This window comes from Rhodoferax sp. SPJ4 (assembly GCF_058216275.1).
Genome location: NZ_JBYZMN010000001.1, coordinates 1,407,481 through 1,421,688 on the forward strand (window position 1 = coordinate 1,407,481; position 14,208 = coordinate 1,421,688).

General features: G+C 69.2%; 13 protein-coding genes. 1 reads left to right on the top strand and 12 read right to left on the bottom strand.

The window, feature by feature from the left end; genetic code table 11:
- Window positions 1–48 precede the first annotated feature (48 nt).
- From bamB to AC4BAR_RS06930, 11 genes are all read right to left on the bottom strand, one after another.
- A complete protein-coding gene (bamB, locus tag AC4BAR_RS06880; RefSeq protein WP_490627062.1) occupies window positions 49–1,185 on the bottom strand; it encodes an outer membrane protein assembly factor BamB in 1,137 nt (378 codons plus the stop codon).
- The gene (locus AC4BAR_RS06885; protein ID WP_490627063.1) at window positions 1,182–1,877 is read right to left on the bottom strand and encodes a YfgM family protein; all 696 of its coding nucleotides are present in this window, start codon (window positions 1,875–1,877) and stop codon (window positions 1,182–1,184) included. Before AC4BAR_RS06885 ends, bamB begins: the two co-directional genes overlap by 4 nt.
- A 12-nt stretch (window positions 1,878–1,889) precedes the next feature.
- Complete coding sequence (gene hisS / locus AC4BAR_RS06890; protein ID WP_490627064.1) at window positions 1,890–3,209, bottom strand: histidine--tRNA ligase; 1,320 nt, start codon at window positions 3,207–3,209, stop codon at window positions 1,890–1,892.
- A gap of 63 nt (window positions 3,210–3,272) precedes the next feature.
- A complete protein-coding gene (ispG, locus tag AC4BAR_RS06895; protein ID WP_490627065.1) occupies window positions 3,273–4,550 on the bottom strand; it encodes a flavodoxin-dependent (E)-4-hydroxy-3-methylbut-2-enyl-diphosphate synthase in 1,278 nt (425 codons plus the stop codon).
- The gene (locus AC4BAR_RS06900) at window positions 4,550–5,488 is read right to left on the bottom strand and encodes a helix-turn-helix domain-containing protein (protein ID WP_490627066.1); all 939 of its coding nucleotides are present in this window, start codon (window positions 5,486–5,488) and stop codon (window positions 4,550–4,552) included. The genes ispG and AC4BAR_RS06900 overlap by 1 nt, the downstream gene beginning before the upstream one ends.
- Window positions 5,481–6,272, bottom strand: a complete 792-nt coding sequence (pilW, locus tag AC4BAR_RS06905; RefSeq protein ID WP_490627067.1) for a type IV pilus biogenesis/stability protein PilW — start codon at window positions 6,270–6,272, stop codon at window positions 5,481–5,483. The genes AC4BAR_RS06900 and pilW overlap by 8 nt, the downstream gene beginning before the upstream one ends.
- 26 nt (window positions 6,273–6,298) lie before the next feature.
- On the bottom strand, window positions 6,299–7,444 hold the full coding sequence (rlmN, locus tag AC4BAR_RS06910; RefSeq protein WP_490627068.1) for a dual-specificity RNA methyltransferase RlmN: 1,146 nt from the start codon (window positions 7,442–7,444) through the stop codon (window positions 6,299–6,301).
- A 19-nt stretch (window positions 7,445–7,463) separates the two neighbouring features.
- On the bottom strand, window positions 7,464–7,889 hold the full coding sequence (gene ndk, locus AC4BAR_RS06915) for a nucleoside-diphosphate kinase (RefSeq protein ID WP_490627069.1): 426 nt from the start codon (window positions 7,887–7,889) through the stop codon (window positions 7,464–7,466).
- Window positions 7,890–7,976: 87 nt separating this feature from the next.
- Window positions 7,977–9,392: a pseudouridine synthase gene (locus AC4BAR_RS06920; RefSeq protein ID WP_490627070.1), complete on the bottom strand. Its 1,416-nt coding sequence runs from the start codon at window positions 9,390–9,392 to the stop codon at window positions 7,977–7,979.
- Window positions 9,389–10,126 (bottom strand): SMC-Scp complex subunit ScpB, encoded by a 738-nt coding sequence (gene scpB, locus AC4BAR_RS06925; RefSeq protein ID WP_490627071.1) that lies wholly within the window; start codon window positions 10,124–10,126, stop codon window positions 9,389–9,391. Before scpB ends, AC4BAR_RS06920 begins: the two co-directional genes overlap by 4 nt.
- A 115-nt stretch (window positions 10,127–10,241) precedes the next feature.
- Window positions 10,242–11,258, bottom strand: a complete 1,017-nt coding sequence (locus AC4BAR_RS06930) for an RluA family pseudouridine synthase (RefSeq protein WP_490627209.1) — start codon at window positions 11,256–11,258, stop codon at window positions 10,242–10,244.
- Window positions 11,259–11,324: 66 nt separating this feature from the next.
- On the opposite strand from AC4BAR_RS06930, the gene AC4BAR_RS06935 reads away from it, so the two are divergent.
- Window positions 11,325–12,131, top strand: a complete 807-nt coding sequence (locus AC4BAR_RS06935) for an outer membrane protein assembly factor BamD (protein ID WP_490627072.1) — start codon at window positions 11,325–11,327, stop codon at window positions 12,129–12,131.
- Here AC4BAR_RS06935 and yoaA read toward each other — a convergent pair.
- Entirely contained in the window at window positions 12,094–14,118 is a 2,025-nt protein-coding gene (gene yoaA / locus AC4BAR_RS06940) for a DNA repair helicase YoaA (protein ID WP_490627073.1), read from the bottom strand. The genes AC4BAR_RS06935 and yoaA overlap by 38 nt on opposite strands.
- Between the last annotated feature and the right edge of the window lie 90 nt (window positions 14,119–14,208).

Sequence of the window (14,208 nt, forward strand, 5' to 3'; positions counted from 1 at the left end):
GGAGACCAGACCGGGGCCTGGCCATCCGGCCAGGCCATGGGCCAAAAATTACTCGGGCTTGAAGCCAAACACGCCACCGTTGCGGGTGACCACCACCAGCGTGCCGGCGGCCAGCACCGGCGTGGCCGCGATGGCCGAGCCGTCGGTGACCAGGCGGTTCATCGCGCTGCCGTCTTCACGCGACAAAAAGTGCAGCAGACCGGTGCTGTCACCCACGGCGATCGACCGGCCCAGCAGCAGCGGCGCGGTCAGGCCGCGGTAGCGCAGCTGCTCGGCAGTCCAGGCGCGCTCGCCATCGGCGGTGCGCCAGGCCAGCACCTTGCCGTCGCTTTCGGTGCCAAACACCAGGGTGTTGTCGCCGTCCACGCCCTCAGAGCCGTTGGCCGGCTTGGTCCAGAGCAGGTTGCCGCGCTCGGCATTGACACAGCCCACGCTGGCCTGGAAAGCCCGCGCGCAGACGATGTCACCTTTGCGGGCCACATGGCCGACCAGGTCCACCAGGCGCTCGACGTCGTTGATGCCACGCGGCGAGGCAATCGGCGCCTCCCAGCGCACCGCACCGTTGAGCGGGTTCAACCCCGCCAGCCGGCCCGACAAGCCCACCACCAGGGTGTCGCCCACGGGCAGGATCACGCCCGACTGGCGCAGCACCAGCGGCTCGCCGGGGCGCTGTTGGCGCCACAGGCTGCGACCGCTCTGGCCGTCGAAGGCCGTCACAGATCGGTCGGCCGCCAGCACAAACACCCGGCCACCGGCCACCAGCGGCGCGGTGAAGGCCTGGGCCGACAATTTTTCACGCCACAGTTCGCGGCCACCCTCGAGCGCCACCACCTCGTTGCCGGTGGTGACCACCGCCGCCAGCTTGCCGTCGCTGCCGGCACCGGCGGCAATGCCGCCCTTGACGGTGGTGCGCCACAGGTCACGCCCGCTGGACGCGTCCAGCGCGGCCAACTGGCCGTCGCTGGCGGCCAGCGTGACGGTGCCGCCATTGACCACCGGTTGCAGGCCGGCACCGGTCTGCGGGCCGATGCGGGCCGACCAGGCCTGGGACACCGCGATCAGCGGCTGGTTGGCCGCCAGTGCGGCCGGCTTGGGTTTTTCGCCGGTGCTGGAGCAGGCGGCCAGCAGGCCGACCAGGGCCAGCGCCAACCAGGCCGATGTGCGGGTGTTGTGGTTCAGGTTCATGGCTTGGCTCCGGAGGTCGATGCCGCGGCGCCGTCGGCCGATGGCGTGGCCTGGGGGTCGACACCCAGGGCGTTGAGCTTGACTTCCACCAGGCGCCGGTAGTCGGCGGTGGGGCCCAGGCCGGTGTAGGCCTTCTGGAATTCGGCGCGGGCCTCGGCCTTTTTGCCCTGGGCCAGGAAAACGTCGCCGCGGCGGTCGGCCGCCAGCGGCTCGAAGCTGGCCGGGAAGGGGGCTGTCAGCTGGGCCAGCGCCTCGTCGTGTTTCTGGCTGTCGATCAGCACGCCGGCCAGACGCAGCCGGGCCACCGCCCGGTAGCCTTCGTCCTTGCCCCTGTCGGCCACCCAGGCCAGCGCGGCGCGGGCGGCGTCGGCGTTGCCCTTGTCGTACAAGACCTTGGCACCGAGCAAGGCGGCCTGCTGGGCCTGGGCCGTGCCGCTGAATTTGGACTGGATGTCGGCCATCGCCCGCTCCAGCTTGGGCAGGTCGCCGGCCTGGGCACTGCGGCCCACTTCGTCGAACAGCACGGCGGCCTGCGCCGCCTGGCTGCGCTGCCAGTGTTGCCAGCCGTTCCACGCAGCCACGCTGCCGAACACCGCAATCAGCACCCAGGTGATCAGGTTGCCGTACTGGTTCCAGAAATGCTTGAGCTGGTCGAGCTGTTCCTGTTCTTCGAGGTCGAGTTGGTTTGCCATGGGAGCCAAGAGTTATGCGGGCGATTGTAGGGGGCTGCTGTCGCGCAGCAGCGCGGCCAGACCGGCCGCGTCACTCAGGGCGTGGGTGGCCTGGGCGCTGTCAGCGGCGTCGCGCTCACCGCGCAGCCGTTTCCAGGCCACCTGGCCAGCGGCCAGCTCGGCGGCGCCGAAGACCAGCGCGTAGCGGGCGCCACTGGCGTCGGCCTTCTTGAACTGCGATTTCATGCTGCCCATGCCGTCGCCACTGGGCGAGGCATGCATCTGCACCCGCAGCCCGGCCGCGCGCAAGGCCTGCAGCAGCACCGTGGCCTGCGGCAATGCCGCCACATCGGGCACCACCGCGTAGGCGTCCAGCGGCTGCTCGGGCAGCGCCACACCGGCGGCGGCCACCAGCTCCAGCACCCGCTCCACGCCCAGCGCCCAGCCCACCGCCGGGGCTGGCTTGCCGCCCATCTGGCCGATCAGGTAGTCATAGCGGCCGCCGCCGCAGATGGTGCCCTGCGAGCCCAGCTGGGTGGTGATGAACTCGAACACCGTCAGGTTGTAGTAGTCCATGCCGCGCACCAGCCGTGGGTTGACCTGGTAGGCCACACCGTTGGCGTCGAGGATGGCGCGCACCGCGTTGAAGTGGGCCAGCGAAGCCTCACCCAGAAAGGACAGCAGCTGCGGCGCCGACTCCACCACCGGCCGCATGGCCGGGTTTTTGGTGTCCAGAATGCGCAGCGGGTTGCTGTGCAAACGGCGCTTGGCGTCCTCGTCCAACAGCTCGGCATGGGCCTCGAAATGGGCGATCAGCGCGGCGCGGTGGGCCTTGCGCTCGTCGGGCTGGCCCAGGCTGTTGAGCTCCAGCCGCACATCGCGCAGGCCGATCTCCTGCCACAGCGCCTGGGCCAGCAGAATCAGCTCGGCGTCCACCTCCGGCCCGCCAAAACCCAGGGCCTCGGCACCGATCTGGTGGAACTGGCGGTAGCGGCCGCGCTGGGGCCGCTCGTGGCGGAACATCGGCCCCATGTAGTACAGCCGCTTGCCGCCTTCGTACAGCAGGTTGTGTTCGGTCACCGCACGCACCACCCCGGCGGTGTTCTCCGGCCGCAGCGTCAGCTGCTCACCGTTGAGGCGGTCTTCAAAGGAGTACATCTCCTTCTCGACGATGTCGGTGACCTCGCCCAGGCCACGCACAAACAGGGCGGTGGGCTCGACGATGGGGGTGCGGAGGTTGCGGTAGGCGTAACGGGCCATCAGCCCGCGCACGCGGTCTTCCAGCCATTCCCAGCGCGCCGAATCCGGCGGCAGGATGTCGTTCATGCCTTTGACAGCGGTGAGTTTTTCCATGGTCTTTGAAACAAGGCTGCCGTGGCGTGACCGGGCCCCTGCCCTGCCCCGCCCGGCGGGGAATCAGCGGGTCTGGGCGCCGAAGCGCTTTTCGATGTAGTTTTCGACGAGGGCCTGGAACTCGTCGGTGATGTGCTCGCCACGCAGCGTCAGGCGCTTTTCACCGTCGATGAAGACCGGCGCCGCCGGGGCCTCGCCGGTGCCCGGCAGGCTGATGCCGATGTCGGCGTGTTTGCTCTCGCCCGGGCCATTGACGATGCAGCCCATCACCGCCACCTTGAGCTGCTCCACACCCGGGTATTTGCTGCGCCAGACAGGCATCTGGGCGCGCATGAAATCATCGATCTGCTTGGCCATTTCCTGGAAGGTCTGGCTGGTCGTGCGGCCACAGCCGGGGCAGGCGGTGACGCTGGGCACAAAGCTGCGCAGACCCAGGGCCTGCAAAATCTCCGACGCGATCACCACCTCCTGGGTGCGGGCCTCGCCGGGCTGCGGCGTCAGCGACACACGGATGGTGTCGCCGATGCCTTCTTGCAGCAGCACGGCCAGCGCCGCGCTGGAGGCCACCGTGCCCTTGGTGCCCATGCCGGCCTCGGTCAGGCCCAGGTGCAGCGCGTAGTCGCAGCGGGCGGCCAGACCACGGTAGACCGAGATCAGGTCCTGCACGCCACTGACCTTGCACGACAGAATGATTTGCTCGCCCCGCAGGCCCAGGGCCTCGGCGCGGCGGGCCGACTCGATGGCCGACACCACCAGCGCCTGGTACATCACCTGCTTGGCGTCCCAGGGTTCGCTGCGGCGGCCGTTTTCGTCCATCAGGTCGGCCAGCAGGTCCTGGTCCAGGCTGCCCCAGTTGACGCCGATGCGCACCGCCTTGTCCCAGCGGATCGCGGCCTCGATCATCTGGCCGAACTGGCGGTCGCGCTTGTCGCCCTTGCCCACGTTGCCGGGGTTGATGCGGTACTTGGAGAGGGCCTGCGCGCAGTCGGGAAACTCGGTCAGCAGGCGGTGGCCGTTGTAGTGAAAGTCGCCCACCAGCGGCACATCGATGCCCATGCGGTCGAGCTGCTCGCGGATGTGGGGCACGGCCGCCGCGGCCTCGGGGGTGTTGACGGTGATTCGCACCATCTCCGAGCCGGCCAGCGCCAGCTCTTTGACCTGGATGGCGGTGCCGATGGCGTCCACCGTGTCGGTGTTGGTCATGGACTGCACCCGCACCGGCGCATCGCCGCCCACCGTCACCACTTTGTCGCCCCAGACCACGCGGGCCTGGCGCGAGCGCCGCGGCGCCGGGGCGGCCATGGGCATGGCGAGTTCGGAAAACAGCCGGCCGGTGTCCATCACTTGACCTCGAAGCGGGCCACGTTGTCGCGCGCCGAAGCGGCCAGGTCGAGCGGCTTGCCGCGCACCTGCACCTGCACCGCGTCGGCCCGGCCCACCGTGACCTTGAGCGGCAAGGCGCCGCCTGTGCTGACGGATTCGCCGGCGTTGAGCACCCGGCGCAGCGGCTGCTTGCCAGCGCCGTCGACCACCTCGACCCAGGTGGCGGCCGACACATCGAAGCGCACCAGATCGGCGGGGGGAGCCAGCGCGGTGGCCGGGGTCAGGGCCGGGGCCACCGACGGGCTGCCGGCGGTCACCAGCGCCGTCACCGGGGCCGGGTTGGCCTGTGGTGTGGCCACGGTGTCGCTGGCACGCAACTCGGCAGGCGCCGGGCTGGAGACAGCCGCTTCACTGCCGGCCTTGGCCGGCGCCGTGTCCGTGGCTGCCGAGCTGGCTGCCGTGCGGTTGAAATAGCCGCCCAGGCCGGGTACCGAGGGGGCGACCAGCAACAGCACCGCGCCCAGCAACAGCGCGGCGATCACCCAGACCGCGGGCCGGGCCAACAGGCCCGACAAAGCCACCGACGAGCGGCCACCCGACGAACGGAACGGCGTGTTCAGGCTGGGCTGGGGCTGGTGAAAAGGCGATTTCTCGGCCTGTGGCAGGCATTGCAGCACCGGCGCGGCGTCGATGTGCAGCGCACGGCAAACGCTGGCGGCCAGCGCCCGGGTGAACATCTCGCCGGGCAATTGGTCCAGCTGGTCAGCCTCCAGGGCTTCCAGCTTGCGGGCCGGCACCTTGAGCGTCACGGCCAGCGAAGCCAGGTCTACGCCGGCCGCCTCGCGGGCCTGGCGCAGCAGGGTGCCTGCACTGTCGCGCACGACGGCAGCCTGGGGGGTCTGGGATGGATCGGCTGGCACGGCAGGCGCCAGCTCGAGGTCAGCTGCCTCACTCATTGAATGCTCCGCGTTCCAGCAAGCCCGCTTCCCGCGATTGCGGGAAACGCTTGCGCAGTTGTTCTCCCAGCTGCCGTGCGGCCTCTCGGCTGTCCAGGCGGCGTTCGATCTTGATGCCCAGCCACAGGCTCTCGGCGTTGGCCAGGTTGCTGTTGTTGAGCCGGCGAATGTAGAACTGGGCCCGCACCAGCTCGTCCTTTTCCAGCAGCAGCTTGCTCAGGTTGTAGGCGGCGATCGGGTTGCCCGGGTCCAGCTCGTAGGCGCGGGCCAGGCTGCGTTCGCCCTCCTCGCGGGCCCCGGCACGCAGTTCGCACAGGCCCTGGGCCATCCAGGTCTTGGACTTGTCGAGGTAGGTGGGAACGCTCAGCGCCAGCGCGAAATAGGGTTTGGCTTCGGCGTAGCGGGACTGGCTGCACAGCAGCCAGCCGAAGTTGTGGGCGATGTCGGGATCGCGTGGGGCCAGCGTCGAGGCGCGGCGAAAACTCTCTTCGGCCAGGCGCTGGTCTTCCAGCCGCATGTAGACCAGGCCACGCAGGTTGTGGGCTTCGGCCAGCGTGGGGTCGATCAGCAAGGCCTGCTTCAACTCGTCCAGCGCCACCGTGGTCTGGCCCTGCTCAAAGTAGCCACTGGCCAGCTCCAGCCGCAGGCGGGCGCGGCGGCGCACATCGGTCTCGTCGGACGCGGTTTCCATGTCGGGGCTGGCGCTGCCAGAGGCCGACACCCCACCGTTGGGTGCGGCACAGCCGGCGGTGAACAGGCTCAGGGTGCTCACGAGGAGCGCCATGAAAGTGGCAAAAAGGGCGCGGTGGGTCATGGTGCGATCTTCCCACCGTTTGGCACCAGGGCGTGGATGGGGATGCTGCGCTGTGTGGCCATTCGCTGGCCGACCTGGGTGCGGTCCTTGACCTCGCCGGCCAGCTGGCCGCAGGCGGCGTCGATGTCGTCACCGCGGGTCTTGCGCACCGTGCAGACAATGCCGGCGTCCACCAGCTGCTGCGCAAAGGCCGAGACCACGGCCGCTGGCGAACGCAGCAGGCCCGACGCCGGAAAGGGGTTGAACGGGATCAGGTTGATCTTGGCCCGCACCCCCTGGCCGCCGTGCGAGCGCAACAGGGCAATCAGCTGGTGGGCGTGTTCGGGCTGGTCGTTCACGCCGTCGAGCATGCAGTACTCGAAGGTGATGAAGTCGCGCGGCGCATGGGCCAGGTAGCGCTGGCAGGCGTCGAGCAACTCGGCCAGCGGGTATTTCTTGTTCAGCGGCACCAGGTTGTCGCGCAGCGCGTCATTGGGCGCGTGCAGCGACACGGCCAGTGCCACCGGGCAGTCCAGCGCCAGCCGGTCGATCATGGGTACCACGCCGGAGGTCGACACGGTGACGCGGCGGCGCGACAGGCCATAGCCATGGTCGTCCAGCATGGTCTTGAGCGCGGGCACCAGCTGGCTGTAGTTCTGCAAGGGCTCGCCCATGCCCATCATCACCACGTTGGAGACAACGCGTTCGTCGCGTTTCAGGTGGCGGCGCAGGAAATGCTCGGCAAACCAGAGCTGGGCCAGGATTTCACCGGTGCTCAGGTTGCGGCTGAAACCCTGGTGACCGGTGGAGCAGAAGCGGCAACCCACGGCGCAGCCGGCCTGTGACGAGATGCACAGGGTGCCGCGGTCGGTTTCGGGAATGAAGACGGTTTCCACCGCATCGCCATTGCCCACATCGAACAGCCACTTGATGGTGCCGTCGGCGGACTCGTGCTGGCTCAGCAGCTTGAGCGGCTGCACGGTGGCAGCGCCCTTGAGTTTTTCACGCAGCGACTTGGCCAGATCGGTCATCTGGTCAAAGTCGGCGGCGCCGCGCTGGTGAACCCAGCGGAACAGCTGGGTGGCGCGAAAGCGCTTCTCACCCAGCCCGGCGCAGAAGGCGGCCAAACCCTCGAGGTCGAAATCGAGCAGATTGGCCGTCATGGTCGTGCGACCGGCGGTCTCAGCGACCGTAGACGTTCATGCCGGCGAAGAAGAAGGCGATCTCGACGGCGGCGGTTTCGGCGGCGTCAGAGCCGTGCACGGCGTTGGCGTCGATGCTGTCGGCGAAATCGGCGCGGATGGTGCCCTTGTCGGCCTTCTTGGGGTCGGTGGCGCCCATCAGGTCACGGTTCTTGCCGATCGCGCCTTCGCCTTCCAGCACCTGGATCATCACCGGGCCGGAGACCATGAAGTCGACCAGGTCCTTGAAGAATGGACGGGCCTTGTGCACGGCGTAGAAAGCTTCGGCTTCACCGCGCGACAGGTGGGCCATGCGGGCCGCGATGACCTTCAGGCCAGCGCCTTCAAAACGGGCGTAGATCTGACCGATGACGTTCTTGGCCACGGCGTCGGGCTTGATGATGGAGAGGGTGCGTTCGATGGCCATGGCAAATCCTTGGAATGAAGAGAGTGAAACCGCGGTGCGGCAAAGCCTCTGATTTTAACCCGAGAGAGGCCTGCTTACCGTGACAGCTCAGCGGCCGCGACCGCCGCTGCGCCGCGGACCACCGTTGAAGTTGCCGCCACCGCCGGGGCCACCCGGTCCACGGCGCGGGCCGGCGCCGGGGCGATGGCGGGTGAAACTGTCGGCGCCGATGTAGCCAAAGGCGGTTTTCATCGGGTCGGGCTGGGCATCACCGCCACCGCCATTGCCGCCGCGCTGGTCACGTGGGGCGTTCTGGCCGCCCTTGAAACCGGGTTGGCCACCGCCCTGTGGGCCACCACGGCCGCCCGGGCCACGGGCACCTTGTGACGGCCCCTTGGCCTGACCGCCGGGGCCGCCAGGACCCGCCCGGCGACCGCCGCCGCGGGCGCCTCGGTCAGGCGCCCGGTTGCCACGGCCGGCAGGACGGGCCTCGCCGTCGGGGCGGCGCTCTGCCACACCGGCGGCATGGGTCAGCGCCCGCAGGTCGGCGTCGTCCAGTTCCATCCAGGCGCCGCGCTTAAGGCCGCGCGGCAATAGCATGGCGCCGTAGCGGATACGGATCAAGCGGCTGACCGCGTGGCCCACGGCCTCGAACATGCGCCGCACCTCGCGGTTGCGGCCTTCGGAAATCGTCACGCGGTACCAGCAGTTGGCGCCTTCACCGCCACCGGGCTCGATGGTGCCGAACTGGGCCATGCCGTCGTCCAGCCGCACGCCGTCGAGCAGCTTTTGTTTTTCTTCGCTGCTGAGCGAGCCCAGCACCCGCACCGCGTACTCGCGCTCCAGGCCAAAACGGGGGTGCATCAGCTGGTTGGCCAGCTCGCCGGAGCTGGTCAACAGCAGCAGGCCTTCGGTGTTCAGGTCCAGCCGCCCGACCGACTGCCACTTGCCCTGGAACAGCTTGGGCAGGCGGCGGAACACCGTGGGCCGGTTTTGCGGATCGTCGTGGGTGACCACCTCACCGGCGGGCTTGTGGTAGGCGATGACACGCGGCGGCGGCGGCGAGATGCGCACCTTGATGGGCTTGCCGTTGACCTTGACGTTGTCGCCAAACTGGATGCGCTGGCCGATGTGGGCCGGCTCGTTGTTGACCGAAATCCGGCCCTCGGTGATCAGCTGCTCCATCTCCAGCCGCGAGCCCAGGCCGGCCTGGGCCAGCACCTTGTGCAACTTGGGCGATTCGGGCTGGGGCGCCAGCACGCGGCGGGACACCTCCACCTCGGCGTTTTCCTCGTCGGCATCGAGCTGGCCACTGACCACGTCCAGAAACTGGTAGCCGGGCACAGTGGCGGGCGCCGGATCGACCGGACGGGCTGGCTTGCGGGCCGGCGGCTTGCCCCCCGCGGCAGCGCCGGCCTCTGAGGGAACGGCAAGCGCTGCGGGCTCAACGACGGTGGGCGCAGGGTTGTGCGGCAAGTCGTCGGGCGCTGCGTCGGGCTGGGCCAGGGGATCGTTGGGGTTCATGGGGCTTGCTCGCTGGTCGCGGGGGAATCGGGGTCGGCAGGGGGAAATGCAGGGTCGGCCACCGCGGGCAAGGCGGTGTCGGCAATCAGAGGATCGGGGGAGGGAGTGATGGTCGCAGCGGCCTCGGCCGCCTCGCCAGCAGGGGCGTCCAGACTCAAGGCCAGCGAGGCCTGCGAAGACGGTTCTTCAAAGGCCACCAGACCCAGCACCTCGGTCGGGTCGATGGCGCCTTGCAGTTCGGGCAGCTGGTCCAGCGCCGACAGGCCCAGGTCATCAAGGAACTGCCGGGTGGTGGCGTACAGGCCGGGCCGGCCCACCGTGTCGCGGTGGCCCACCAGTTCCACCCAGCCGCGGTCTTCGAGTTGCTTGAGGATCAGCGAATTCACTGTCACGCCACGGATGTCCTCGATCTCGCCCCGGGTGACCGGCTGGCGGTAGGCAATGATGGCCAGGGTTTCCAGCGTGGCGCGGCTGTACTTGGGTGGTTTTTCCGGGTGCAGGCGGTCCAGAAACTCGCGCATCTCGGGCCGGCTCTGGAAGCGCCAGCCACTGGCCACCTGCACCAGTTCCACGCCGCGCTGGGCCCAGTCGAGCTGCAGCTCGTCGAGCAGCAGCTTGAGGGTGTCGGCGCCCACGGCGTCGTTGAAAAGCACGCGCATCTCCCGCACCGGCAGCGGCTGCTGGGCGCAGATCAAAGCGGTTTCGAGGACACGTTTGGCGTCCGCCGTGTTCATGGTTTCGATGTCAAGAAAAAAGCGCTGGGGCGCGCTGTTGACGCATGCTGCCGGTCGTCAGGGCTGACCGGCGCGAACCGCTGGGCCCGGGGGCCGTCGCTGCGGTTCTGCCATTTTACCCGCAGTGCAGGCCCGCTGCGGCAATGGCTGCCACCAGGTCGGCCGGCAGCGGCGCCTCGAAGGCCAGCGCCGCCCCGGTGACGGGGTGGGTGAAGGCCAGCCTTTGGGCATGCAAGGCCTGGCGTTGCAGCCCCCCGCCCTCAGGCACAGGCAGCACCCGGCCGCCGTACAAGGTGTCGGCCACCAGCGGGTGGTTCAGGCTGGCCGCATGGACCCGGATCTGGTGGGTGCGGCCGGTGTGCAGCGTGCAACGCAGCAGGCAGGCCGCGTCGCCGTTGTCGAGCAGGTCGAAGTCGGTGACCGCGCTTTTGCCCGAGCCGCCGCGGGCCAGGTCCACCACCGCCATGCGCAGCCGGTTGCGCGGGTCGCGGCCGATGGCGGCGTCCACCCGCCGCTTGGCCGGGCCGGTCCAGCGGCCATGGGCCAGCGCCACATACTGCCGGCTCACCGTGCGGGCGGCAATGGCCTGCACCAGCGCGTCCATGGCGGCGCGGCTGCGGGCCACCACCATCAGGCCGCTGGTGTCCTTGTCGAGCCGGTGCACGATGCCGGCCCGGGGCAAGGTGGCGGCTTGCGGGTCGCGGGCCAGCAGTCCGTTGAGCAGCGTGCCCGACCAGTTGCCCGGCGCCGGGTGCACCACCAGGCCAGCCGGCTTGTGGATCACCCGCAAATGGGCGTCCTCAAACACCGTGTCCAGGTCCATGGCCTGGGGCTGGAAGGCCTGGCTTTGCAGCGTGGGACGGATGTGGATGTGCAGCCGGTCACCGGCCTTGACCTTGCCCGCGGCCTTGACCGCCGGCTGACCGTTCAGCCGCACCGCACCCGACTCGATCAGCTGCTGCAAATAGCTGCGCGACAGCTCGGGCACCACGGCCACCAGCGCCCGGTCCAGGCGCAGGCCATGGTGCTCAGCGGCCAGCACCGCCTCGCGCAGTTCACCCTCGGCGGTTTCGGCCGGCTCGGCCTCGTCGCTCTCCTCGCCCAGGGACGCCGGCAGAAGGTCGTCCGTCAGGGGCGCGGGATCAAGGGGGGGGCTCGATATACTCTGGGGGCTGGGCTTCAAGAGGACTTTTCACCGATGTTTCGTACCAAATTATCAACGGTCGGCTTGGCCGGCGCCCTGGCCGGTCTGGCCTTGCTCGGCGGCTGCTCCACCACCGAGGTCGACAAGACCGCCGACTGGAGCCCCAACAAGCTGTACAACGAAGCCCGTGACGAGGCCAATGCCGGGGCCTACGACAAGGCCGTGCCGCTGTTCGAGAAGCTCGAAGGCCGCGCCGCCGGCACCCCGCTGGCGCAGCAGGCCCAGCTGGAAAAGGCCTACGCCCAGTACAAGGCCAACGAGCCGGCCCAGGCCCAGGCCACGCTGGACCGCTTCATCCGACTGCACCCGGCCAGCGCGGCACTGGACTACGCGCTGTACCTGAAGGGCCTGATCAACTTCAACGACAACCTGGGCCTGTTTGGCTCGGTGACGCAGCAAGACCTGTCCGAGCGCGACCAGAAGGCGGCCAAGGAGTCTTTTGATTCGTTCCGCGAACTGGTGTCGCGCTTCCCCGACTCGCGCTACACGCCCGATGCCCGCCAGCGCATGACCTACATCGTCAACTCGCTGGCCCAGTACGAGGTTCATGTGGCCCGCTACTACTACAACCGGGGCGCCTATGTGGCGGCCATCAACCGGGCCCAGATCACGCTGGCCGACTACCGCGACGTGCCGGCGCTGGAAGAAGCCACCTTCATCCTGATGCGCTCCTATGACGCGCTGGGCATGACCGACCTGCGCGACGACACCCGCCGCATCCTGGCAGCCAGCTACCCACAGAGCGAGTACCTGACCAAGGGTTTCAAGTCGAACAAGTCACCGTGGTGGAAGATCTGGTGAGTCGGGCCAGCGCGGCCTGAAACGCCGCCTCGTCCGCAAGCCGGGCCATCGCCGGCAGCGCCGCCATCAGCCGTTTGCCATAGCCCATGGTGGCCAACCGGGTGTCACAAACCACCAGCAGGCCCTGGTCGGTTTCCTTGCGGATCAGCCGCCCGGCGCCCTGCTTGAGCATCACCGCCGCCTCGGGCACAAAATAATCGTTGAACGGGCTGCGGCCCAGAGCCTGCAGGCGTTGGGCCCGCGCCTCCACCAGCGGGTCACCCGGTGAGGGAAACGGCAGCTTGTCGATCACCACCAGCTGCAAGGCCTCGCCCGGCACGTCCACCCCCTCCCAGAACGACACCGAGGCCACCAGCACACAGCCGCGGCCGCCCTGGGCGTCGGCTTCGCGGAAGCGCTCGATCAGCCGGCGCTTGGGCAAATCGCCCTGCACCAGCACCTCCAGGCGGTCGTCGTCACGCAGCCAGGTTTTCAGCCAGTCGCCAATCTGCCGCAGCGCTCGCAGGCTGGTGGTCAACACCATGGTGCGGCCACCCAGCTGGCGCGCGGCCTGGCCCGCCAGGCGCGCCACCGCGTCGGCATGGCTGGGGCTGGCCGGCAGCGGCAATTGGCGCGGCACATAGACCGCTGCCTGCTGGGCGTAGTCGAAGGGGCTGCCAAAGCGCTCGATGCGGGCGCCGGTCAGGCCGCAGGGTTCGGTGAACCAGCGCAGCTGCGGGTCGTCGCCCAGCGTGGCCGAGGCGAACACCCAGGCCATGGGCTGGGGCCGCTCGGGCGCCAGCAGCCGGGTTTGCACCGCACCGGCAATGTCCAGCGGCGACTCGACCAGCCGGACTTGCTGCGCCACGTCCACCCAGCGCACCGCCTCGGCCGCACAAGCGCCCAGAAAATGCCGGGCGCGCTCGGCCAGCGTGGCCAGCCGCTCGGCCAGCCGCACAAAGTCGGGGCCCAGCTCGCTCACCGTCTCCGCGCCCTGCAGCGCCAGGTCCAGGGCCTGGGCCAGCTGGCTCAGGCCGGCCTGCCATTCGTCGGCGTTCAGGCCCTCGGGCGCCGCCTCCACCCAGCGCCGCTTGCCGCCGCCGGACGCCGGTCCCACCAACAACCGCAGCTGGCGGGAGGCGCGGTCGATGCCGGCGGCCAGGCCCTGCCAGTCGACCAGGCCGCGCGCCTGCTGCAGCCCGGTGCCCAGCAGGTCGCGCGCCAGGTCCAGCAGCTGGCCGGTGGACAGGTGCTGACCGAGGAATTGCACACCGATCTCGTTGATCTGGTGGGCCTCGTCAAAAATCGCCACCTTCACCGTGGGCAGCAGCTCGGCCATGCCCGATTCGCGCACCGCCAGATCGGCGAAAAACAAATGGTGGTTGATCACCACCAGGTCGGCCGCCAGGGCCTCGCGGCGGGCCAGGTTGACATGGCAGGCGCGGTGCTGCGGGCAGGAGGCGCCCAGGCAGTTCTCACGGGTCGAGGTCACCAGCGGGATCACCGACGAGCGCTCGTCCAGGCCGGGCATCTCGGCCAGGTCACCGCTGCGGGTGGTCTGGGCCCAGCGCTCGACCTTGGCCAGCGTGTGGGTGGTGATGGGGTCGCTGGTCAGACCCTGGCTGCGGGCCTGTTCCATCCGGTGCAGACACAGGTAACTGCCCCGCCCTTTGAGCAGCGCGATCTTCACCGCGATGCCCAGGGCCGCCACCAGGCCGGGCAGATCGCGGCCGAACAACTGGTCTTGCAGGGTCTTGGTGGCGGTGGACACCAAGACACGCTCGCCGCTGAGCAGCGCCGGCACCAGGTAGGCAAAGGTTTTGCCCACCCCGGTACCGGCCTCGGCCACCAGCACCGACGGGCCGTCGGTGGCGGCAACGATGGTGTCGGCCACCGCCAGCGCCATGTCGGTCTGGGCCTGGCGCGGCACAAACTGCCCGGCATGGCGGGACAGCACACCGACATCGGAAAACGCCTCGGCCACGGCCTGGTGCAAATCCGTCAGCACCGGCCACCCCCCGCGGCCACACACCCCCGCGCCATGGCCCCAAACCCTTGATTGAAAAATACCCTATGAAGGAACACCCTGAGCCTTGGC